Origin of the sequence: Phenylobacterium sp., assembly GCF_016793285.1 — a bacterium.
Classification (GTDB): Bacteria; Pseudomonadota; Alphaproteobacteria; order Caulobacterales; family Caulobacteraceae; genus Phenylobacterium.
This window is the reverse complement of sequence record NZ_JAEUMO010000183.1, coordinates 1-20,432: the sequence shown is the minus strand read 5'-3', so window position 1 is coordinate 20,432 and position 20,432 is coordinate 1. Positions and strand designations below refer to the sequence as shown.

Here is a 20,432-nt window from a genome sequence, read left to right as displayed (position 1 = left end):
ACCTGCTTCCGGTTTGGCGCAGCCCAGGGCCCGACGACACAAGTTGGGGAGTCGAACGCTTGGCCCCATGCCGCGGCTGCGCCATGAAGTCCCCGACGAACGCGAAGGGGCGGGCCATGGCGCAGAAGATCGGGCGGACGGTGGCGGAGTCGGAGCCCTACTGGCCGCAGGCGCCCAGGCCGCCCAAGGGCGCGCCCAACATCCTGGTCATCCTGTTCGACGACGTCGGCTTCTCGGATTTCGGCTGCTACGGCTCGCCGATCAGGACGCCCAACATCGACCGCCTGGCCGCCGAGGGGCTGCGCTACGCCGGCTTCCACACCACCGCCATGTGCTCGACCACGCGCGCGGCCCTGCTGACCGGCCGCAATCACCACTCGGTCGGCATGGGGTGCCTGGCCAACTTCGACTGCGGCTTCCCCGGTTATCGCGGCAAGCTCGCCCGCGAGGCCGCGACGCTGCCCGAGATGCTGCGGCCGCACGGCTACCGCAACTACATGCTGGGCAAGTGGCACGTCACCCGGCTGACCGAGACCGGCCCCACCGGCCCGTTCGACGGCTGGCCGCTGGGCCGCGGCTTCGACCGCTACTACGGCTTCATGGACGCCGAGACCGACCAGTACGCGCCCGAGCTCGTGCGCGACAACACGCCGATCACCCCGCCCGGGACCTATGAGACCGGCTACCACCTGACGACGGACCTCACCGACGAGGCCATCCGCTACATCGCCGACCACACGGCCGACGCGCCGGACAGGCCCTGGCTCTGCTGGTTCGCGCCCGGCGCCTGCCACGCCCCGCACCAGGCCCCCGCCGACCTGATCAGGAGCTACGACGCCGTCTTCGAGCGCGGCTGGGACGTCGAGCGCGAGGAGCGGCTCGCCCGCCAGAAGGCCATGGGCCTGGTTCCGCCCGACACGAAGCTGCCGCCCCGCAACGACGGGGTCCGCCCCTGGGACAGCCACCCCGAGGACGAGCGGCGCCTGATGACGCGCCTGCAGTCGGCCTTCGCCGCCATGCTGGAGCACACCGACCGGCACATCGGCCGCCTCGTCTCCTTCCTGGAAGACGCCGGGCTGCGCGACGACACCATCATCCTCGTGATGTCCGACAACGGGGCCAGCCAGGAGGGCGGCCCGCTCGGCTTCGTCAACGCCATGGGCCCGTTCAACTTCCGCGGCGAGCCGATGGCCGAGAAGATCGCCCGCATCGACGACATCGGCGGGCCGGACACCCACTCGAACTTCCCGCACGGCTGGGCGATGGCGTCGAACACGCCGCTGCGCCGCTACAAGCAGAACACCCACGGCGGCGGCATCCGCGACCCGCTGGTGATCTCCTGGCCGAAGGGCATCGCGGCGCGCGGCGAGATCCGCCCGCACTTCGCCGCCGCCTGCGACCTCGTGCCGACCCTGCTCGACATCATCGGCATCGCCCCGCCCGCCGAGGTCCAGGGCGTGAAGCAGATGCCGCTCGAGGGCGAGAGCTTCGCCAGGAGCCTGCACGACGCCGCCGCGCCGCCGCGGGGCAGCCCGCAGTACTTCGAGATGTTCGGCCACCGCGGCCTGTGGCAGGACGGCTGGAAGGCCGTCGCCTTCCACCCGCCGGGCTCGTCCTTCGACAGCGACGTGTGGGAGCTCTTCCACCTCGACGCCGACTTCTCCGAGAGCGACGACCTCGCCGCCGCCGAGCCGGGGCGCCTGGCGGCCCTCGTCGACGAGTGGTGGCGCCAGGCGCAGGCGCATCAGGTGCTGCCGCTGGACGACCGCTTCGGCCCGCGCATCGTGGAGTACGCGACCCGCTTCCAGGCCGACCGCCGCCGCTTCGTCCTGCACAGGGGCATGGGCCACCTGCCCACCGACGTCGCCCCGGACGTGCGCGCGCGCAGCTACCGCATCGAGGCCGACGTCGTCCTGACCCCCGGCTGCGAGGGCGTCCTGATCGCCCACGGCGACGCCACCAGCGGCTACGCCCTCTACGTGAAGGACGGCCGGCTGCACCACACCCTGAACGTCGGCGGCCAGAAGGTGACCGTCAGTTCCGACCCGCTCCCGCCCACGGCGACCCGCCTCGGCGTGGCCTCGCTCCGCAGCGACGCGGGCCCGCGCGCCTTCACCCTGCTCGTCGACGGCCGGCCGGCCGGGGAGGTCACCGCCAGCATCGCCTTCGTCACCTTCATCTCCTGGTCCGGCCTCGACGTGGGCGTCGGCCGCGGCAGCCCCGTCGCCGACTATCCTGCGCCGTTCGCCTTCACCGGCGAGCTCGCGAAGGTCACCGTCACCCTCGACACCGACCAGGCGCTCGACGGCGACGCGGTGGCCGAGGCGGAGATGGCGCGGCAGTAGCGTTTGACATCGGGCGCGTCGCCCCCGACCTAAGCGCCATGATCGACGACATCTACTCCGCCAAGGTGCTCCGCCTCGCGGCCGAGACGCCCCGGCTGGGGCGCCTGGCCGACGCGCACGCCTCCTCGGAGAAGGTCGCCAAGCTGTGCGGGAGCCGGGTGATCGTCGACGTGAAGGTCGAGGGCGACCGGGTGGCCGACTTCGCCCAGGACGTGAAGGCCTGCGCGCTGGGCCAGGCCGCCGCCTCGGTGCTCGGCGCCCACGCCGTCGGCGCGACGCTCGGCGAGATCGAGGGAACCCGCGACGCCTTCCGCGCGATGCTGAAAGAGGGCGGTCCCGCGCCCGCCGGCCGCTTCGCCGATCTGGCGTTGTTGGCCGCGGTGAGGGACTATCCCGCCCGCCACGCCTCGACGCTGCTCGCGTTCGAGGCCGCGGCGGAAGCCGTCCGGAACGCCGTGACGCAGGCGGCCGCGGCGCAGGGGCGCGAGGGGCGAGGAGCGTAATGGCCGATTTCATCTTCCTGCATCACGACGACGCCTCGGGCGGCTCGCGCCTCGACTGGGACCCCTATCTCACCCGCCTGCGCGAGGCCGGCGTGTTCCAGGGCGGCAGCGCGATCGGCAACGAGGGCTGCTGCGCCAAGAAGACCGGCGACGCCCCCGAACTCACCGCCCACATCATGGGCTACGTCCGCGTCACCGCCGACAACCTGGCCGAGGCGCGCAAGCTGCTGCCCGGAAACCCCGTCTTCGAAGCCGGCGGCACCGTCGAGATCCGCGAACTGCCGAAGGGGTAGGGCGTCACCGGGCGTCCAGGATCGGGCCCGGATAGGCGAGAACGGCCTGGTCGGCGGACAACAGCGTGACGCCTTCCGCGAGCGCCTGGGCGATCAGCATCCGGTCGAAGGGGTCCCTGTGCAGGTCCGGGAGCGCGGTGAGCGCGGCGGCGTGGGCGCCCGTGATCGCCAGTTCCTCGTAGCCGCTCTCCAGCAGCTCGCGGCGGAACACGCCCGCGTCCAGCACGAAGTCCGCTCGCCCCAGCCGCGCCTTGATCGCGATCTCCCACACACTCGCGGCGCTGAAGATCAGGACGTTGTCCGGGTCGTCGACGAGCCGGAGCGCCGACGTCGAGAGGCCCGCCCCCGCCGCCGCCAACAGCAGCAGGTGCGTATCCAGCAGCAGTTTCATCGCGAGCCTTCGAACAGGCCCTCGATCTCGCCGCGTCCCATGACGTCGAAGTCGTCCGGCACGCCGATCCGGCCCTTCATGAAGCCCACGCGCGGCCGCGGCCCGTCCGCCGCGGCGATCGCGGTCACCGTCACCAGCGGCTTGCCCGCCTTGGCGATGATGAACGCCTCACCCTTCACCGCCCCGTCGATCAGCTTCGACAGGTTCGTCTTGGCGTCGTGGATGTTGACGGTGCGCATGAGGGCCTTTTCGGACTTAGTCCGATAAACTTAGTCCACTAGATGCGCCCGCTTCAAGCCGCCGTCAGGCCGCCGCCGCGCGCCTGCGCCGGAGCATCGCGCCGGCGCCGCCGAAGCCCATGATCATCAGCGCCCAGGTCCCGGGCTCGGGCACCGCGCCGTTGACGGTCTGCTGGAGCGCCGCCAGGCCGACGCGATCGGTCGTCCCGGTGTAGACGGTGTTCTCCTCGTCGTACTGCACGCTGAAGGTGTTCATCGCATTGATGAAGCCGCCGCGGTTGGAGATCGCCTGAAGCGTCGCGACCAGCACGAACGAGTCGCCCTTGCTGAAGGTCAGCGCCTCGCCGTCGCAGCCCCGGGTGAAGCCCAGGTTCACGGTGTGCTCCCCGCTGGTGCCCAGCGCCCGCGCCGACGCGAACGCCATCGCGCCCGTGCTGCAGTCGGCGAAGTTCACGGCGTCGTTGCCGATCAGCTCGATGGTCGAGGTCGCGGCGTCGTAGCCCGCGATGGCCGAGACCGGCAGGATGGCCAGTTGCGCGTAGAGCTGGCCTTCGCCGGGCGCCTCGCTCTCCTCGTAGTCGCCCGAGGTGATGTAGTGCAGCGTGCCCTGGAGGGCGAGGTCGATGGCGGCGTCGCCGTCGTAGGTGAAGGTCCGGAAGGCGACGGCGCTGGCGCCGGTGCGTGTCTCGATCCCCGCGGCCGAGGCCGCCTTGATGGTGGGCAGGTAGCCGTCGCCGAACGACACCGCCGCCGCGGCGCTGGCGCCGCCGATGATCTCGGCCGAGGTCGAGAAGCCCACGCCCACGCCGCCGGCGAACTGGCCGAAGTTGCGAAGTCCGACGCAGGTCTCCGCATCGGGCGGGCAGGGCCGGTTGGTCAGGATCCCCGACGAGCCGTAGACGCGCTCGGCCGAAGCAGTTCCGGGAAGTGCGAGGCCCGCCAGCGCGACAGCCGCCAGACCTGCAAGGAATTGCGTATTCAACTTGTACATGTAAACCCCCACACAATTTTCAGGCGTTCTGCCGGTGTTGCTTCGACACCTTGGCGGCAAGGCGCGCCCTTCTCGACTGTAATGGCGGATACTCACGATTGAATTCCCCGCAGGGGGAAGCAAATCCGGCGGCAGCCCGTTTACCCGCGGCGAACGCGATGCTAGCCGAGGTCCGTGGTGAGTGTTCGGGGAACGCCGCGCGGACCGGCGCGGACGGCGTTGGCCAACCGGCGGCTGCTGGAGCGCCTGCGGCTGCTGTGCGAGTGCGGCGCCGGGCTCGAGGCCGTGGCGGCGCCCGCCTGCGCGATCGTCCGCGACCTTGTCGGCGCCCGGTCGGCCTCCATCTTCTGGCTCGACCGCCACGGCGCGCCGGCCGGCTTCTTCCACGACTGCGCGCCGGCCGAGCTGAAGGACCTGTTCGTCACCCGCTTCGACGAGCTGTTCAGTTCGCCGGGCGAGTTCAACATGGTCACCTACACCAGGCCCGTGGGCCCGCCGATCGGCCAGATGCTGACCGAGAGTGGCCACGCGGCGTTCCGCGCCAGCAACGTCTACAAGCACCTCTGCGTCCCGCTCGGTCACCACCATGGGCTGGAGATGCGCATCGAGCACGCGGGCCGCGGCGTGGGCGTCCTCGTGCTCTGGAACGAGGCCGGGCGGCCGTTCACGGCGGCCGACGTCGCGGTGGCCGAGCCGACGCGCCGGCTGCTGGAGCGCGCGCTGGAGGCGGAGCGGCCCGACGTGGTCTGGCGCTCGCAGGGCAGCCGCACGGCCCACTACATCACCGACGTCTCCGGCCAGGACCTGATGGCCATCAACGCCGAGGCCGAGGAGATGCTGAACCGCGGCCATCTCCTGGGCCAGAACGTGCCGATGGCGCGACGTCCGCGCGCGGCCCCGGCCTTCTCGCGGCGCCTCGCCGAGATGCTGGCGAACGGGGCTCCGGCCGAGCTGCACCTGCCGGTGATCGACGGTCGCCTGGCGGTGCGCGCCTCGCCGTCGAGCCGCCTCGTCGAGGGCGGCGACGACGAGCCCCAGATGTTCGTGTCGGTCGACGTGGAAGTGGCGGCGGACGTGCTGGCGGTCGAGCGCCTGTCGGCCCTGCCGCTCACCCTGCTCCAGAAGCAGATCGCGCTCTTCGCGGCCCAGGGCGGGCTGCGCGCCGACTGCGAGGACCGCTTCGGCGTCAGCCAGGAAGCCCTGAAGAAGCACCTGAGCACCATCTACGACGCGACCGGCGTGTCCGGCTGGTCCGGGCTCAGGGAAAACGTCCTGGCGGGGGCCGGCGAGGAGGCGCCCGCGAGGCCGTCGCCGGCGCCGTCGCCGGCATGGCGGACGACCCTCTCCCTGGGCCTCTCCCTGCTGCCCGCCGTGTTCTGAGGCGGCACCGGCCCTCCCGGAGGCGCGTCATCGGCATTTCATCGGCAATTCATCGGCCCGTGCCCCACGCGCGAGGCGTCGAGGGCAGGTAGCCCTGGCCGTGGGCCCGATCGGCGGCCCGGCAATGGGGAACAGGCGGATGACATTCAAGGGCACGACCCGGAACGGCGCTGCGGCGCTGGCGGCGGCCGCGGGCATCCTGGGCGCAGGCGCTGCGGACGCCGCGACGAGGATCGACTTCTCGCTGCTGAACGGCGCGGCGGAGATCGCCGGCGGTTCGTTCACCTACGACGACTCGGTGAGCGGCATTCTGGACTACGCCGACCTGACGTCGTTCAGCTACGCGATCGGCACGGGCGCCGCCTACGACCTGGCGTTCGTGACGTCGGGAGGGTTCTTCAGCCAGTACTACTACTTCGGCTTCGACACGGTGAGCCAGGCGTTCGTCCCCGGCGCCCTGGCGGGCGGCTTCTACCAGGCGATCCTGACGGCCATCAAATCGTCCGGCGACAGCGGCTTCTACGCGGGCAGCAGCTCGTACATCACCAACGAATACAAGGACTACGCCACCAACCAGCGCGGCACGTTCACGACGATCGAGATCAGCGCCAGCCAGGTCGCCGGCGGCGTTCCCGAGCCCGCCGCGTGGGCGCTGATGATCGTGGGCTTCGCCGGCGCCGGCGCCGCCCTGCGCCGCAGGCGCATCAGCGCGCCCGCCTGAGGCCGCGCGTCCAATTCCGTCGCGTCCCCGACGCGCGGAGCGGTTCCGTTCCGCGCGCGGCTGTGATATTGCCGCGGCCTTCGCCCAGAGGTTCCGCATGCGCCGCCTGACGGACATCGCCGCTTCCCATCCCCGGACGCACCGTCCGGCGATGACCGCTGGAACGCGAACTACTACCGCCGGCGCGGCTTGAACCTCTCGGGGTCAAGGGCGTAAGCCCAGGCCTGCAATCGCAAGTCCGCAGCCGGTAATGAGCTTCTACGAGAGATGCGTCCGTGGGCTCCTCAGGGCCTACAAGCTGACGCTGTCGCCGCTGATCGGGCGGTCCTGCCGGTATTTCCCGACGTGCTCGGAGTATGCGGCGCAGGCCCTGATCGGCCACGGCCCGTGGCGCGGGAGCTGGCTCACCGCGAAGAGGCTGTGCAGATGCCATCCCTGGGGCGGCGCGGGCTGGGACCCGCCGCCTCCGCGTCCAGAGGCCGAGCCCAGGGAAGGGCAGGCCGGGACGCGCGACTGGAAGTGTGAAGAACCATGATCGACCTGATTTTCCCCGACGGCTCGAAACGCGAATACGAGCCCGGGACGACGGGCAAGCAAGTCGCGGCCTCCATCGCCCCCTCGCTGGCCAAGCGCGCCGTCCTCATCAAGCTGGACGGCGAACTGCTGGACGTGGACCGCCCGCTGGACCACGGCGGCAGGTTCGAGATCCTCGACCGCAACAGCCCCGACGCGCTGGAGACGATCCGCCACGACGTCAGCCACATCCTGGCCGAGGCGGTGCAGGAACTGTTCCCCGGCACGCAGGTCACGATCGGCCCGGCGATCGAGGACGGTTTCTACTACGACTTCGCCCGCGACGAGCCGTTCAGCCTGGACGACCTGGCCGCCATCGAAGAGCGCATGAAGCAGATCGTCGACCGCGACGAGCCCATCGTGCGCGAGGTCTGGGACCGCGACGAGGCCATCGCCCACTTCAAGTCCATCGGCGAACACTACAAGGCCGAGATCATCGGTGGCATCCCCACCGGCGAGCAGGTCAGCGTCTATCGCCAGGGCCAGTGGAAGGACCTCTGCCGCGGGCCCCACCTGCCCTCCACCAAAGCCGCGGGAAAAGCCTTCAAGCTGACGAAGCTGGCCGGCGCCTACTGGCGCGGCGACCACCGCAACCCGATGCTCCAGCGCATCTACGGCACGGCATGGGCCAGCGACCAGGACCTGGCCGACCACCTGCACCGCATCGAGGAAGCCGAGAAGCGCGACCACCGCAAGATCGGCAAGGCGATGGACCTCTTCCACATGCAGGAAGAGGCCAAGGGCATGATCTTCTGGCACCCCAAGGGCTGGGCGCTCTACCGGACGGTCGAGGCCTACATGCGCCGCATGCTCGACGCCGACGGCTACGTCGAGGTCAAGGCGCCCCAGATCATGGACCGCGAGATGTGGGAGCGCTCGGGCCACTGGCAGAAGTTCGGCAAGAACATGTTCACCTGCGAGACGGAGGAAGGCGAGAGCCTGGCCGTGAAGCCGATGAACTGCCCCGGTCACGTACAGATCTTCAACCACGGCCAGAAGAGCTATCGCGACCTGCCGCTGCGCATGGCCGAGTTCGGCGCCTGCCACAGGTATGAGCCGTCGGGCGCGCTGCACGGCATCTTCCGCGTGCGGGCCTTCACGCAGGACGACGCCCACATCTTCTGCCGCGAGGACCAGATCGAGGAAGAATCCACGAAATTCATCCGGCTTCTCGAGCAGGTCTACCGCGACTGCGGCCTGGAGCTTCATGCCGTGAAGCTGGCGCTGCGTCCCGACGAGCGCTTCGGTACGGACGAGGTCTGGGACGTCGCCGAGAAGAAGCTGGAGCGGGCGGCGCTCAACGCGGGGATCGACCGCGTCGAAATGCTCCCCAACGAGGGGGCCTTCTACGGCCCGAAGCTCGAGTTCCACCTGAAGGACGCCATCGGCCGCACCTGGCAGTGCGGCACGCTGCAGCTCGACTACGTCCTGCCCGAGCGCCTCGACGCCGAATACGTGGCCGAGGACGGCTCCAAGCAGCGGCCGGTGATGCTGCACCGGGCCATCTGCGGCTCGATGGAGCGCTTCATCGGCGTGATGATCGAGAATTACGCCGGCGCCTTCCCGCTGTGGCTGGCCCCGACGCAGGCGGTGGTCGCCACGATCACGTCCGACGCCGACGACTTCGCACTGAAGGCGGCGGCCCGGCTGCGCGCCGCGGGCCTGCGGGTCGAGACGGACCTGCGCAACGAGAAGATCAACTACAAGATCCGCGAGCACAGCCTCGGCAAGACGCCGGTCATCGCCGTCATCGGCCGCCGCGAGGCGGAGGAGGGCAAGGTCGCGCTCCGGCGCCTCGGCTCGGACGGCCAGCAGATCCTGGGGCTGGACGAGGCCTGTAACGTCCTTGCAACAGAAGCGCTTCCGCCGGACATTGCCCGGCATCGGGGACTCGCTGGGGAGACGGTCGCGGCGTAATCGCGGCCGGGTGGAGGTTGGATGAACGGCGCCGCCGCGTCCCTGATCGCTGTCGAACCTGCGCCTGCTCCCGACTCGCAGGCGGCCGACGCGCTGCGGCCGCGGCGCAGCGTCTCGGTGGTGATGGTGGTCTACATGACGGGCGAAGCGCTCCAGGAGAGCCTCGCCTGCGTGCTGGCCGACCCGCTCGTCGATGAGTTCGTGATCGTCGACAACGGCTCCTCGCCCGCAGAGGCCGAGCGCCTGCGCCGGCTGGCCGAGCGCGACGAGCGGGTGGTGCTGAAGACGGGCCACGGCAACGTCGGCTTCGCGCGGGGCGCCAACCTCGGCGCGCGGGCGGCCAGCGGCGACCTGATCGTCTTCCTGAACCCCGACGCCTTCCTGCAGGCCGGCTGCATCGCGGCCCTCGCCCGCGAGATCGAGGGTCGCGCCATCCCCTGTATCGTCGGCGGCCGCGTGTTGAACGCCGACCGCACCGAGCAGCGCGGCGCGCGCCGCGGCGACATCACGCCGCTGTCGGCGCTGCTGACCATGAGCGGCCTGGCGAAGTCGCCGTCGCTGAGGAAGTACGAGGTCCACTGGGAGGGCGAGGCGCTCCCGGACCAGGCCCAGCCCGCGCCCACCATCTCCGGCGCCTGCTTCTGCATGCGCCGCGAGGATTTCGATGCGGTGGGCGGCTTCGACGAGAGCTACTTCCTGCACGTCGAGGACGTCGACCTCTGCTGGCGCGTGCGCCAGATGGGCGGCGAGGTGCTGTTCCATCCGAAGGCCGAGGTGATCCACATCGGCGGGACCAGCCAGACCAGCCCGCTGAAGGTCGAGTTCCACAAGGGCGTCGGCCTCGCCCGCTACTTCGCCAAGCGGGCCGGCGGGGCCGCCTGGGCCCTGGCGCCGCTGGTGATCGCCGCCGCCGTCGCGCGCCCGCTGCTGCGGCGCGTCCGCCGCCGCTAGAGCGCGCCTGTCGCGGCGCCGGCTGCCCGGCGTCAGCCGGCCGGGGCTGCGGCCGGCTGCGGCTTCGGGAACCCGCCCGCCTTGGCGACCGACGAGGCCACGCGCTTGCCCAGCAGGTCCGAGGCCCAGACGCCGATGCCGATCAGTTGGTCGAGGTCGTAGCCGGTCTCGTAGCCGGCGCGTTCCAGCATGTAGACGAGATCCTCGGTGCCGATGTTGCCCGTGGCGTTCGGCGCGAACGGGCAGCCGCCCAGGCCGCCGACGCTGGCGTCGAGGATGTCGACGCCCGCCTCGACGCCGGCGAAGGCGTTGGCGAGGCCGGTGTTGCGCGTGTCGTGGAAGTGCAGGCGCAGCGGAATGTGGCCGGCCGCCTTCTTCACCGCCTCGACGCGCCGGCGCACCGTCCACGGGTCGGCCACCCCGATCGTGTCGGCGAGCGCGATCTCGGCCACCCGCATGTCGGCCGCGGCCCGGACGATCTCCACCACGCGCTCCTCGGGCACCTCGCCGTCGAACGGGCAGCCGAAGGCCACCGAGACGGTCATGGTGACCGGCGGGTCCTCCTTCTTCCGTGCGCCCATGATGTGGGCGAGCGCGGTGACCTGCTCGTCGACCGAGGCGCCCTGGTTCCTGATGCCGAAGCCGTCGCTCGCGCAGACCACCACGTTGGCCTCGTCGCAGCCGGCGTCGCGGCAGCGCTCCCAGCCGCGCATGTTGAGCACCAGCCCGATGCGCGAGCGGCCTTCCCTGTGCGGCAGGGCGGCCATGATCTCCTCGGCGCCCGCCATCTGCGGCACGCGCTTCGGATTGACGAACGAGACCACCTCCATGCGCCGCGCGCCGGCCGCCTCGAGCCGGGCGATCATCTCGAGCTTCTGGCCCACCTCGAAGAGGGTCTTCTCGTTCTGCAGGCCGTCCCTCGGGCCCACTTCGACGATCTCGATCCGCCGGCTCATCCTATCTCGCTCCCTTCAGCCGCTTCGAAGGATCGGCAACCGCCCTCCGAAGCCGTGGCGAGGGAGGGCTCATCGTCCTGCCTCGCCGACACTCACCTGGGGCGCCACATAGACCCGAAGCGCCATGGGATCACCCTTGGAGTAGTTGATCCCGTCCACTTCCGCGACCAGCCGCGCGGTCCCGCCGCGCGCCTTCAGCGCCGCGCGGAACGCCGCCTCCTCGCGGCCCTCGACGATGGCGGGCCGGTTCTCGACCACCGCCTGCGCCGCCTCGGCCGGCCCGTCGAGCTCGGTCGCGGTGCCCAGCGCGAAGACCAGGCTGGGCTCGGCGAAGCCCGCGACCGCGACCGGCGCCTCGGCCACCCCCTGCCGCGGCAGCAGCCGGGCCTGGTCCAGCGCCCGCTCGAGCCGCGACGAAAGCCAGAGCGGCGAGAGCCGGGGCGCGACGCCCGCCGCCAGCACCGCGTGGCCCAGCACGCCCAGCGCCAGCGCGCCGACCAGCGCGCTCTGCGGCGCCCTGCGGATCATCAGATACCCGCCCGCGAGGCCCGCAGCGGCGAGCAGCCCCGCCGCCACCGTCGCGGCCCAGGCGTCGCCCGCGTCGCCATACAGCGAGAGCAGGTAGAACACGCCCCCCGCCAGCGCGAGGCCGACGACCGTCACGAGCCCCGCGCCGAGCCAGCGCGCCGCCGCGCCGATCGGCTCGGCCAGCGCCCTTGCGGCCAGCCACGCCAGCGCGCCATAGGCCGGCATCGTGTAGTGGACGAGCTTGGTCGGCAGCAGTTCGAAGGCGATCCAGGTCGGGACCAGCCAGGCGATGGCGAAGCGCACGCCGGGCTCGGCCCGATGTTTCCAGGCCGCTGCGGCCGCCGCGGGCAGCAGGAGCGTCATCGGGAAGGCGAGGATCGGCGCCAGCAGCGTATGGTAGCCGGGCGGTGCGCCGTGGGTCTCCTGGCCGCCGGCCAGCTTGGGCGCGAGGTCGCCGCCCACGGCCTCGGTCCAGAAGCCGCCGTCCGTGGCGACGGTCACGGCGCCGGCCCACGGCCCGACGACCGCCAGCACGATGACTAGGCCCCACCACCACTTCAGGCCGGCGAGCCAGCCGGTGCGGCGGTCCCAGAGCGCGAGCGCGATCATGGCCAGGCCCACGACCATGGGACCGACGGGCCCCTTGATGAGGATCGAGACCGCCAGGGCGCTCCAGAAGATCCAGACCGCCCCCCGCGGTGCGGGCGGCCCGTCGTCCCGCGCGGCGTAGAGCCGGCCCAGCGCCGCCATCGCCAGCACGATCGTCCCCGTCAGCGCCGCGTCGGTCTTGGCGATGAAGGCCTCGGTCGAGAGCAGGAACGATGCGCCCAGCATGGCGCCGGCGAAGAGGGCGGTGCGGCGGTCGAAGAAGCCGGCCGCGCCCCAGGCGCAGGCGGCGGCCGCCAGCATGGCGCCCAGCAGCGACGGGACGCGGTAGGCCCAGATCGCCCGCGCCTCGGGCGCGGAGAGCAGGCGCACGCTGGCGGCCTGCAGCCAGTGGATCCCGACCGGCTTCTTGAACCTCGGCGCGTCCTGGAAGCGGATCACGACGTAGTCGCGGCTCTCGATCATCTGGGCCGTGGCCTGGGCGAAGCGGGCCTCGTCACGGTCCAGCGGCGGCACGGCGACCAGGCCGGGCAGGCCGGCCAGGAAGGCGATGAACGCCGCCAGCGCCGGTCCGCGCCAGCCGCCGCTCCATCGCTCGATCGTCCGCTCCAGCGTCATCTCGCCCAGATAGCACGATCCTTTCGCGCCGCTGCTTTTCCGCTATGAGGCGCTGATGGCCCAAGCCCGCCGAGAATTTGCGCCCGACATCTCCGTAGTGGTCCCGGTCTACGACGAGGCGGGCGCGGCCCCGGCCCTGGCGCGCGAGATCGCCGCCGCCTTCGCGGGCCGCGCGTTCGAGATCGTGTTCGTGGACGACGCCAGCCGCGACGGCACCCGCGCGGCGCTGAAGGCGTTGGCGGGCGAGATCCCGCAACTGCGGGTGCTGGGCCACCGGAAGAACTCGGGCCAGAGCCGCGCCGTCCGCTCGGGCATCCTGGCGGCGCGGGCCCCGGTGATCGTCACCCTCGACGGCGACGGCCAGAACGACCCGGCCGACGGCCCCGGCCTGGTGGACGCGCTGAACGCCGGCCCGCCGGACCTGGCGCTGGTGGGCGGCGAGCGGGTGAAGCGGCAGGACAGCCAGGCCAAGAAGCTCGCGTCCCGCTTCGGCAACGGGGTCCGCAAGCGTCTGCTCAGGGACACCGCCAACGACACCGGCTGCGGCCTGAAGGCGTTCCGCCGCGAGGCGTTCCTGCGGCTCCCCTACTTCGACCACATCCACCGCTACCTGCCGGCGCTGATGCTGCGCGAGGGCTACCAAGTGGCGTTCCGGCCGGTGAACCACCGCCATCGGCAGAGCGGGCGGTCGAAGTACACCAACCTCGGCCGGCTGGCGGCCTCGCTCAGCGACCTCTTCGGCGTCATGTGGCTGCAGTCGCGGGCCCGGAACCCGGGCGGCGTCGACGAGGTGTGACCCGAAGGTCCGCGCCTCAGGTGAAGGCCGACAGGATCAGGGTGACGACCGCGACGTCCACGAAGCGGGAGAGGAAGACGAGCATCGGCGGGTCCGTGGCGGCGGCGTTCGAACCCGGTTAAGCAAGTCCGGCGCCAGCCGAGCCGGAGCCCATGGCCCTCTTCTTCGACGCCCCCTGGTTCGACGCGAAGCTCTCGGAGCGGGGGCTTTCGCGCGACGCGATGGCCGCGGTCGCCGGGCTTTCCGCGGCCGAGCTCGCCGAGGTGTTCAAGGATCAGCGGGAAGTTTCCGCCGGGCAGGTGGCGGCCTTTGCCGAGCTGCTGGGCGTCAAGCCGGCCGAAGTGGCCGACCGGGCGGGCGTCTCGACGCCGACGCCGGGCGCGTCCGCCGAGGGGCGCCTCGCCGACCTCGAGCGCCGCGTGGCCGCGCTCGAAGCCGCGCTGGCGAGGATCGGGTCCACGCCATGACGTTCAGTCCGGATCAGATGTCGGTGCGGGCCTGGCGGCCCTTGCGGGCGCGGCGGTCGTAGCTGCCCGACCACTCCACGCGGTTGTAGGCGGCCTGGGCGATGTCGTGGATGCCGGGGCCGGCGCGCAGGCCGCGCCGCTGGCCGTCCTGGCCCAGGACCTGGGCGGCGAACTCGCTGTCCACGCGGCGGCGATCCTCGCGGAAACTGCGCGGCGCGGGGACCGGACCCACGGCGACCGGCAGGTTGGCCGACGACGTTCCCCCGCCTTGCTCGACGGTGTCCGCCTCGGTCCTCGACGCCGATCGCGCCTGGACCGCACGTCTGATGCGGTCAATGCGGGACATCTTGTCGCACAACCTGCAATACGTGGGCCACAACCGGCCCGGTCGACTCAACTCTTCGCGAGCTTGTCCAGTTGAGCCTGCATCTCCGCCATCTGTTTGCGCAAGAGTGTTAACGCGTCATCGGGTGCGGATTCACCTCGCGGTTGAGTCGCGGGGGCGGGCTCCTCGGCCTTCTGGGGCGCCGCCGCGGGGGCGTAGGCGAAGGGCGAGAACATCTTCATCGCCCGGTCGAAGAGCTGGAGGTTCTGACGGATCTGGTCCTCGTAGCCGGCCATGCCGCCCGCCTGGCCGAAGCCGGAGAGCTGCTGGCGCATGCGCTCCTGCTGCTGGGTGAAGCTGGCGAGGCTGAGTTCCAGGTAGCTCGGCAGGAACGCCTGCATCGAGTTGCCGTAGAAGCTGATCAACTGGCGAAGGAACTGGATCGGCAGCAGGGACTGGCCCTGGCTCTTCTCCTCCTCCTCGAAGATGATCTGCGTCAGGACCGTGCGGGTGATGTCCTCGTTGGTCTTGGCGTCGTAGACGACGAAGTCGACGCCCTGCTTCACCATTTCCGAGAGGTGTTCCAGCGTGACGTAGCTGGACGAGGCGGTGTTGTAGAGCCGCCGGTTCGCATACTTCTTGATGACGACGCGCTCGCCGGCCTGAACGCCGGGCTGGGCTCCGCCCGCCTCCGGCCCTTGATCCTGGGGGTCAGCCATCCCTGGTCCTTATGGCGGCCGACAGAAGGGTCGCCGCCGTTTCTGCACCGCAGTATCGCGGATGCGAGCGCATTAGCAAATGGCATGCAGAAACATACAGAAGCGCGAACGGCTCTTGCGATGCCGCCACGCGCAGCCGATAGAGAATTCAGGGCCCACTGAAAAAACGCTTCAGGATCAAGCCATGACCGACATCGTCATCGTCTCCGCCGCCCGCACGCCGGTTGGCTCGTTCAACGGCGCGCTGTCCAGCCTGCCGGCCCATGAGCTGGGCAAGCTGGCGATCCAGGCCGCGGTCGAGCGCGCCGGGATCCAGGCCAGCGACGTCAAGGAAGTCATCATGGGCCAGGTGCTGCAGGCCGGCGCGGGCCAGGGGCCGGCGCGGCAGGCGGCGGTGAACGCCGGCATCCCGGTCGAGAGCCCGGCGTGGAGCCTGAACCAGCTCTGCGGCTCGGGCCTGCGCGCGGTGGCGCTGGCGGCGCAGCAGATCAAGGACGGTTCGGCCGACATCGTGATCGCCGGCGGCCAGGAGAGCATGAGCCAGTCGCCGCACGCCCAGCAACTGCGCGGCGGCCAGAAGATGGGCGACCTGGCGCTGATCGACACCATGATCAAGGACGGGCTGTGGGACGCGTTCCACGGCTACCACATGGGCCAGACCGCCGAGAACATCGCCGCCCGCTGGCAGATCACCCGCGAGGACCAGGACAAGTTCGCCGTGGGCTCGCAGAACCGCGCCGAGGCGGCCCAGAAGGGCGGCAAGTTCAAGGACGAGATCGTCCCGGTGACGATCAAGAGCCGCAAGGGCGACACCGTGGTCGCGGACGACGAGTACATCCGCCACGGCGCGACCATCGAGGCGATGTCGGGCCTGCGCCCGGCGTTCAGCAAGGAAGGCTCGGTCACCGCGGCCAACGCGTCGGGCCTGAACGACGGCGCAGCGGCGCTGGTGCTCATGAGCGCCGACGAGGCGAAGAAGCGCGGCCTGAAGCCGATGGCCCGCATCGCGTCCTGGGCCAACGCCGGCGTCGAGCCCGAGATCATGGGCACGGGCCCGATCCCCGCCAGCCGCAAAGCGCTGGAGAAGGCCGGCTGGAAGGTTTCGGACCTCGACCTCGTGGAATCGAACGAGGCGTTCGCCGCCCAGTCGCTGTGCGTGGTGCGCGAACTGGGCCTGGACCCGGAGAAGGTCAACGTGAACGGCGGCGCGATCGCCATCGGGCACCCGATCGGCGCGTCCGGCGCCCGGATCCTGACCACGCTGCTGCACGAGATGAACCGCACGGACGCGAAGAAGGGCCTGGCGACGCTTTGCGTCGGCGGCGGCATGGGCGTCGCGATGTGCGTGGAGAAGGTCTGACGAGGGCCGAGCGCGGGACCACCGCGCCGGTCGAGCTTGCGTAGGGAGGACGTAGAAGTATGGCCAGGGTTGCGCTGGTCACGGGTGGAACCCGTGGCATCGGTCGGGCGATCTGCGAGCGGCTGAAGGCCGACGGGATGCTGGTGGCGGCCGGGTACTCCGGCAACGACGAGGCCGCCGCGGCCTGCGCCAAGGACCTCGACATCATGGTGGTGAAGGGCAACGTCGGGAACTACGCCGACTGCAAGCACGCCGCCGAGACGGTCGAGAAGGCGCTCGGGCCGATCGACGTTCTGGTCAACAACGCCGGCATCACCCGCGACGGCGTCTTCCACAAGATGACCCCCGACCAGTGGTCGGAAGTCATCCGCGTGAACATGGACTCGCTGTTCAACATGACCCGCCAGGTCATCGAGGGCATGCGCGAGCGCAGTTGGGGCCGGATCGTCAACATCAGCTCGATCAACGGCCAGAAGGGCCAGATGGGCCAGACGAACTACTCCGCCGCCAAGGCCGGCATGATCGGCTTCACCAAGGCGCTGGCCCTGGAGAACGCCCGCAAGGGCGTCACCGTGAACTGCATCGCCCCCGGCTACATCGACACCGACATGGTGGCCGCGGTGCCCGAGAAGGTGCTGGAGGGCATCATCGCCCAGATCCCCGTGGGCCGGCTGGGCAAGGGCGAAGAGATCGCCGACATGGTGGCGTTCCTGGCCGGCGAACGCGCCGGCTACGTGACCGGAACCACCCTCGCCCTCAACGGCGGCCAGTACATGGTCGGGTGAAAACCCCGGAGGCGTCGAAAAAACGCCCCGATCACGCGGCATCTCCATAGCCGCAATGGAAGGTGAGCGGACGGCGTCGAGGAGGGCCATGATCGCGGCGCTGTTTGGCGCGGCCGCGTTCGGCGCCGCCTTGCCTGCCGCCGCCGGCCCGGCCGACCGCCTGCGCGACAGCCTCTTCAAGCGTCCCGGCGGCGAGATCTCGGGTCCGCCGCTCGCCCGGTTCGTGTCGGAGGAGGGCCGCGTCTTCGTCCTGGACCGCAGCCAGGGCGTCCCGATGCTGAAGTTCGACGACAGTCCCGAGGTGTGGGTGCTGGCGCCGAGCCCCGCGCCGCGCGGCGACGTGATCTACAAGGACGAGCTGGGCGAGCCGGTGCTGCGCGCCACGCGCCTGGGTGGCCTGACGCTGTTCTCCGACGAGCGGCCGAACGGCGAGGCGGTCTCGCTGGCGGGCGGCGGCTTCCCGCTCCGGCTCGCACCCCTCAGCCCGGCGGCGCTGGGCGAGCGGCTGCTGCAGGCCAGCTACCGCTCGGGCCGGATCGCCCGGCGCACCATCGTCTTCGAGGCCCGCCGCGTCACGCCGGCCGGATCGGCTCTGGTGGGCGACGCCGCCATCGTCACCAGCCTCGCCTTCGTGCGCATGGCCGAGCGGCGCGGCGGCCGCACCGTGCTGGGCCAGTTCAACATCGTCCGCTTCGAGGAGGGCAAGAAGCCCTCGGTCACGCTGAAGGACGGCATCCTGCGCATCGTCGTGGCGCCGGAGCAGGGCCTGGCCGGCCGCCCGTCCTCCAAGCGCATCATGAAGGTCGCGGGCGCGCAGTAGGCCATCGCCGAAATGCATCAGCGGTTGGTCGAGACAACGCCACACTGCGACGATGGCGCATCATGATCACCCGAGTTCAGAATCAGGCTTCGCCGCACAAGCGGGACTCTGATTCAGGAACGAAATAGCAACAAAAAGTGCGAAGGCGCGCAGCGGCAGGTCAGCCCTTGAAGTTGTCCTTGGCTTCGCGGACGGCGGCGAAGGCCTTGAAGTCGGGCTCGCCCGCCGCGCCGACCCTGGCCGCCAGTTGTGGCGCGCGCAGGAACGGGTTGGTCGCCTTCTCCAGGCCGATGGTGGTGGGCACGGTCCACTCGCCGCGCTCGCGGGCCGAGAAGATCTGCGCCGCGCGGTCCTTGAGCGCCTTCGAATCGTCCACGCTGAGCGCGAAGCGGGCGTTCGAGGCGGTGTACTCGTGGGCGCAGTAGACGGTGGTGTCGTCGGGCAGGGCGGCGATCTTCTGCAGGCTGGTCCACATCTGCTCAGGCGTGCCCTCGAACAGGCGCCCGCAGCCGAGCGCGAACAGGGTGTCGCCGACGAAGGCGATGCGGTCGGCGGCGTCGAAGTAGGCGATGTGGCCCAGCGTGTGGCCGCCGGTGTCGAGCACCCGGAAACGGGTCTCGCCGAGCTCGACGATGTCGCCGTCGACCACCTCGCGGTCGAGGGGCGCGATGCGGGTGACCTCCCCGGGCCCGACGATGGTGCAGCCGGTGATCGCCTTCAGGTCGGCGTTGCCGCCCGCGTGATCGGGATGCCAGTGGGTGTTGAAGACGAAATCCAGGTCCCAGCCCAGCTCCTCGAGCTGGCGCAGGATCGCGCCGGCCTCGGGGGTGTCGATGCAGGCGGTCAGGCCCGTCGCCTCGTCGCGGATCAGGAAGCCGTAGTTGTCGGAGAGGCAGGGGAACTGATGGACGGTGAGCGGCATGGCGGAACTCCGGGCGGACCCATGTTGATTTAGGCTGGCCGACCGCACGCGTCGAGCTTAGCCAGAGGAGGCACATGCGCCGCGACGTCCTCGAGCTTCGCCAGTTCTACGCCTCCGACCTGGGCCGGGCGGCGCGGGCGATGGTCGAGCGCAAGCTGCTGGAGGCCTGGGGCGACGCCCATGGCCTGGACCTGCTGGCGCTGGGCTACGCCACGCCGTTCGTCGGCCCCCTGCGCGAGGCCGCCCGCCGCGTGGTGGCCGGGATGCCGGCGCAGCAGGGCGTCGAGGTCTGGCCCGCCGAGGCGCCGAACCTCGCCGCCCTGACGCCCGAGGACGCGCTGCCGTTCCAGAACGCGCTCTTCGACCGGGTGCTGGTGGTCCACGGCCTGGAGGAGAGCCCCGATCCCGTGGGCTACCTGCGCGAGGTCTGGCGGGTGCTGGCGCCGTCGGGCAAGGCGATCATCACGGTGGCCTCACGCAACGGGCTGTGGGCCAACACCGAGAAGACCCCCTTCGGCCACGGCCGGCCCTACACGCGCGGCCAGCTCGCCGAGCTGCTGCGCGACGCCGACCTGGAGCCGTCGGGCTGGACGCGGGCGCTCTACGTGCCGCCGGTCGCCTGGATGGCGCGCTGGGCCGAGGGGTTCGAGCAGGCGGGGTCGCGGCTCTGGCCGGGCTTCGCGGGCCTGTTGCTGATGGAGGCGGTGAAACAGACGTTCGCGGTGAAACCGCAGGGTCGGCGGGCCCGCGCCGCGCGGCCCGTGCTGCTGCCCGCGCCCGGCGTTCCGGCCACCTCGGTGAGTCCGCTGGCGTCCCCGCGGCGAAGGCCTTAGCCTTGCAGGCTGGAAACAGCCCGTTCGGAGCGCCCGGCGCATGAAGCTGATCATCGCGATCATCAAGCCCAGCCGGCTCGACGCCGTGCTCGACGCGGTCACGGAAGCCGGCGCCTCCGGCCTCACGGTCACCGAGGTGCGCGGCTACGGCCGCCAGCGGGGCAAGACCGAGGTCTACCGGGGCGCCGAGTACGAGGTGAAGCTGCTGCCCAAGGTGAAGCTCGAGATCGCCGTGCCCTCCGACATCGTCGAGGCGGTGGTCGAGGCGCTGCAGACCACGGCCAACACCGGCAAGATCGGCGACGGCAAGATCTTCGTCCTCGACCTCGAGCGGGCGCTGCGCATCCGCACCGGCGAGCAGGACGCGGCGGCCATCGCGGGCTGACCGACCCC

General features: G+C 71.0%; 23 protein-coding genes. 15 read left to right on the top strand and 8 right to left on the bottom strand.

Translation table 11 applies throughout. The annotated features are described in order from the left end of the window. Positions 1–116: 116 nt before the first annotated feature. From JNL41_RS16100 to JNL41_RS16090, 3 genes are read left to right on the top strand one after another with little or no spacing between them, the layout of a single operon-like run. Positions 117–2,345 carry an arylsulfatase gene (locus JNL41_RS16100; RefSeq protein ID WP_293476694.1) on the top strand — a complete coding sequence of 743 codons (2,229 nt, stop codon included), beginning with the start codon at positions 117–119 and terminating at the stop codon, positions 2,343–2,345. A 38-nt stretch (positions 2,346–2,383) separates the two neighbouring features. Further along, positions 2,384–2,848: an iron-sulfur cluster assembly scaffold protein gene (locus JNL41_RS16095; protein WP_293476692.1), complete on the top strand. Its 465-nt coding sequence runs from the start codon at positions 2,384–2,386 to the stop codon at positions 2,846–2,848. Continuing rightward, entirely contained in the window at positions 2,848–3,141 is a 294-nt protein-coding gene (locus tag JNL41_RS16090; RefSeq protein WP_293476690.1) for a hypothetical protein, read from the top strand. The genes JNL41_RS16095 and JNL41_RS16090 overlap by 1 nt, the downstream gene beginning before the upstream one ends. Positions 3,142–3,145: 4 nt before the next feature. Here JNL41_RS16090 and JNL41_RS16085 read toward each other — a convergent pair whose 3' ends face one another. The 3 genes from JNL41_RS16085 to JNL41_RS16075 all read right to left on the bottom strand — a co-directional run bounded on the left by JNL41_RS16085 (position 3,146) and on the right by JNL41_RS16075 (position 4,762). Then, positions 3,146–3,532 (bottom strand): type II toxin-antitoxin system VapC family toxin, encoded by a 387-nt coding sequence (locus JNL41_RS16085; protein ID WP_293476688.1) that lies wholly within the window; start codon positions 3,530–3,532, stop codon positions 3,146–3,148. After that, positions 3,529–3,771: a type II toxin-antitoxin system prevent-host-death family antitoxin gene (locus JNL41_RS16080; protein WP_293476686.1), complete on the bottom strand. Its 243-nt coding sequence runs from the start codon at positions 3,769–3,771 to the stop codon at positions 3,529–3,531. The genes JNL41_RS16085 and JNL41_RS16080 overlap by 4 nt, the downstream gene beginning before the upstream one ends. A 64-nt stretch (positions 3,772–3,835) precedes the next feature. Further along, positions 3,836–4,762 (bottom strand): PEPxxWA-CTERM sorting domain-containing protein, encoded by a 927-nt coding sequence (locus JNL41_RS16075; protein ID WP_293476684.1) that lies wholly within the window; start codon positions 4,760–4,762, stop codon positions 3,836–3,838. A gap of 177 nt (positions 4,763–4,939) precedes the next feature. Here JNL41_RS16075 and JNL41_RS16070 point away from each other — a divergent pair, with 177 nt between their 5' ends. The 5 genes from JNL41_RS16070 to JNL41_RS16050 all read left to right on the top strand — a co-directional run bounded on the left by JNL41_RS16070 (position 4,940) and on the right by JNL41_RS16050 (position 10,304). Then, the gene (locus JNL41_RS16070) at positions 4,940–6,142 is read left to right on the top strand and encodes a hypothetical protein (protein WP_293476682.1); all 1,203 of its coding nucleotides are present in this window, start codon (positions 4,940–4,942) and stop codon (positions 6,140–6,142) included. A 139-nt stretch (positions 6,143–6,281) separates the two neighbouring features. Continuing rightward, complete coding sequence (locus tag JNL41_RS16065) at positions 6,282–6,863, top strand: PEPxxWA-CTERM sorting domain-containing protein (protein ID WP_293476680.1); 582 nt, start codon at positions 6,282–6,284, stop codon at positions 6,861–6,863. Positions 6,864–7,113: 250 nt separating this feature from the next. Next, the gene (gene yidD, locus JNL41_RS16060; protein WP_293476678.1) at positions 7,114–7,398 is read left to right on the top strand and encodes a membrane protein insertion efficiency factor YidD; all 285 of its coding nucleotides are present in this window, start codon (positions 7,114–7,116) and stop codon (positions 7,396–7,398) included. Beyond that, positions 7,395–9,353 (top strand): threonine--tRNA ligase, encoded by a 1,959-nt coding sequence (thrS, locus tag JNL41_RS16055; RefSeq protein ID WP_293476676.1) that lies wholly within the window; start codon positions 7,395–7,397, stop codon positions 9,351–9,353. The genes yidD and thrS overlap by 4 nt, the downstream gene beginning before the upstream one ends. Positions 9,354–9,374: 21 nt before the next feature. Continuing rightward, positions 9,375–10,304, top strand: a complete 930-nt coding sequence (locus JNL41_RS16050; RefSeq protein WP_293476674.1) for a glycosyltransferase family 2 protein — start codon at positions 9,375–9,377, stop codon at positions 10,302–10,304. Positions 10,305–10,336: 32 nt separating this feature from the next. Here JNL41_RS16050 and JNL41_RS16045 read toward each other — a convergent pair whose 3' ends face one another. Together JNL41_RS16045 and JNL41_RS16040 are read right to left on the bottom strand one after the other, a co-directional pair. Beyond that, on the bottom strand, positions 10,337–11,260 hold the full coding sequence (locus JNL41_RS16045; protein WP_293476672.1) for a hydroxymethylglutaryl-CoA lyase: 924 nt from the start codon (positions 11,258–11,260) through the stop codon (positions 10,337–10,339). A gap of 69 nt (positions 11,261–11,329) precedes the next feature. Then, positions 11,330–13,012, bottom strand: a complete 1,683-nt coding sequence (locus JNL41_RS16040; protein WP_293476670.1) for a glycosyltransferase family 39 protein — start codon at positions 13,010–13,012, stop codon at positions 11,330–11,332. A gap of 55 nt (positions 13,013–13,067) precedes the next feature. On the opposite strand from JNL41_RS16040, the gene JNL41_RS16035 reads away from it, so the two are divergent. Continuing rightward, entirely contained in the window at positions 13,068–13,808 is a 741-nt protein-coding gene (locus tag JNL41_RS16035) for a glycosyltransferase family 2 protein (RefSeq protein ID WP_293476668.1), read from the top strand. A 152-nt stretch (positions 13,809–13,960) separates the two neighbouring features. Then, entirely contained in the window at positions 13,961–14,275 is a 315-nt protein-coding gene (locus JNL41_RS16030; RefSeq protein WP_293476666.1) for a helix-turn-helix transcriptional regulator, read from the top strand. Between the two features lie 13 nt (positions 14,276–14,288). Here the strand turns inward: JNL41_RS16030 and JNL41_RS16025 are convergent, their stop codons facing one another. Continuing rightward, on the bottom strand, positions 14,289–14,621 hold the full coding sequence (locus tag JNL41_RS16025) for a hypothetical protein (protein WP_293476665.1): 333 nt from the start codon (positions 14,619–14,621) through the stop codon (positions 14,289–14,291). A 47-nt stretch (positions 14,622–14,668) separates the two neighbouring features. Continuing rightward, positions 14,669–15,319, bottom strand: a complete 651-nt coding sequence (phaR, locus tag JNL41_RS16020; protein ID WP_293476663.1) for a polyhydroxyalkanoate synthesis repressor PhaR — start codon at positions 15,317–15,319, stop codon at positions 14,669–14,671. A 184-nt stretch (positions 15,320–15,503) separates the two neighbouring features. Here phaR and JNL41_RS16015 point away from each other — a divergent pair, with 184 nt between their 5' ends. The 3 genes from JNL41_RS16015 (at position 15,504) to JNL41_RS16005 (ending at position 18,284) form a co-directional block, all read left to right on the top strand. Continuing rightward, positions 15,504–16,679, top strand: coding sequence for an acetyl-CoA C-acetyltransferase (locus JNL41_RS16015; RefSeq protein WP_293476661.1), 1,176 nt, complete (start codon positions 15,504–15,506; stop codon positions 16,677–16,679). A gap of 59 nt (positions 16,680–16,738) precedes the next feature. Beyond that, positions 16,739–17,464 (top strand): beta-ketoacyl-ACP reductase, encoded by a 726-nt coding sequence (locus tag JNL41_RS16010; RefSeq protein WP_293476659.1) that lies wholly within the window; start codon positions 16,739–16,741, stop codon positions 17,462–17,464. 88 nt (positions 17,465–17,552) lie between these two features. Next, positions 17,553–18,284 (top strand): DUF4908 domain-containing protein, encoded by a 732-nt coding sequence (locus JNL41_RS16005; RefSeq protein ID WP_293476657.1) that lies wholly within the window; start codon positions 17,553–17,555, stop codon positions 18,282–18,284. A 160-nt stretch (positions 18,285–18,444) separates the two neighbouring features. On the opposite strand, the gene gloB is transcribed toward JNL41_RS16005, so the two are convergent. Further along, a complete protein-coding gene (gene gloB / locus JNL41_RS16000) occupies positions 18,445–19,206 on the bottom strand; it encodes a hydroxyacylglutathione hydrolase (protein ID WP_293476655.1) in 762 nt (253 codons plus the stop codon). A gap of 74 nt (positions 19,207–19,280) precedes the next feature. Between gloB and JNL41_RS15995 the strand changes: the two genes are divergently transcribed. Next, entirely contained in the window at positions 19,281–20,039 is a 759-nt protein-coding gene (locus JNL41_RS15995; RefSeq protein WP_293476653.1) for a methyltransferase domain-containing protein, read from the top strand. Between the two features lie 40 nt (positions 20,040–20,079). Beyond that, positions 20,080–20,424, top strand: coding sequence for a P-II family nitrogen regulator (locus tag JNL41_RS15990; protein WP_293476651.1), 345 nt, complete (start codon positions 20,080–20,082; stop codon positions 20,422–20,424). Positions 20,425–20,432: the final 8 nt, after the last annotated feature.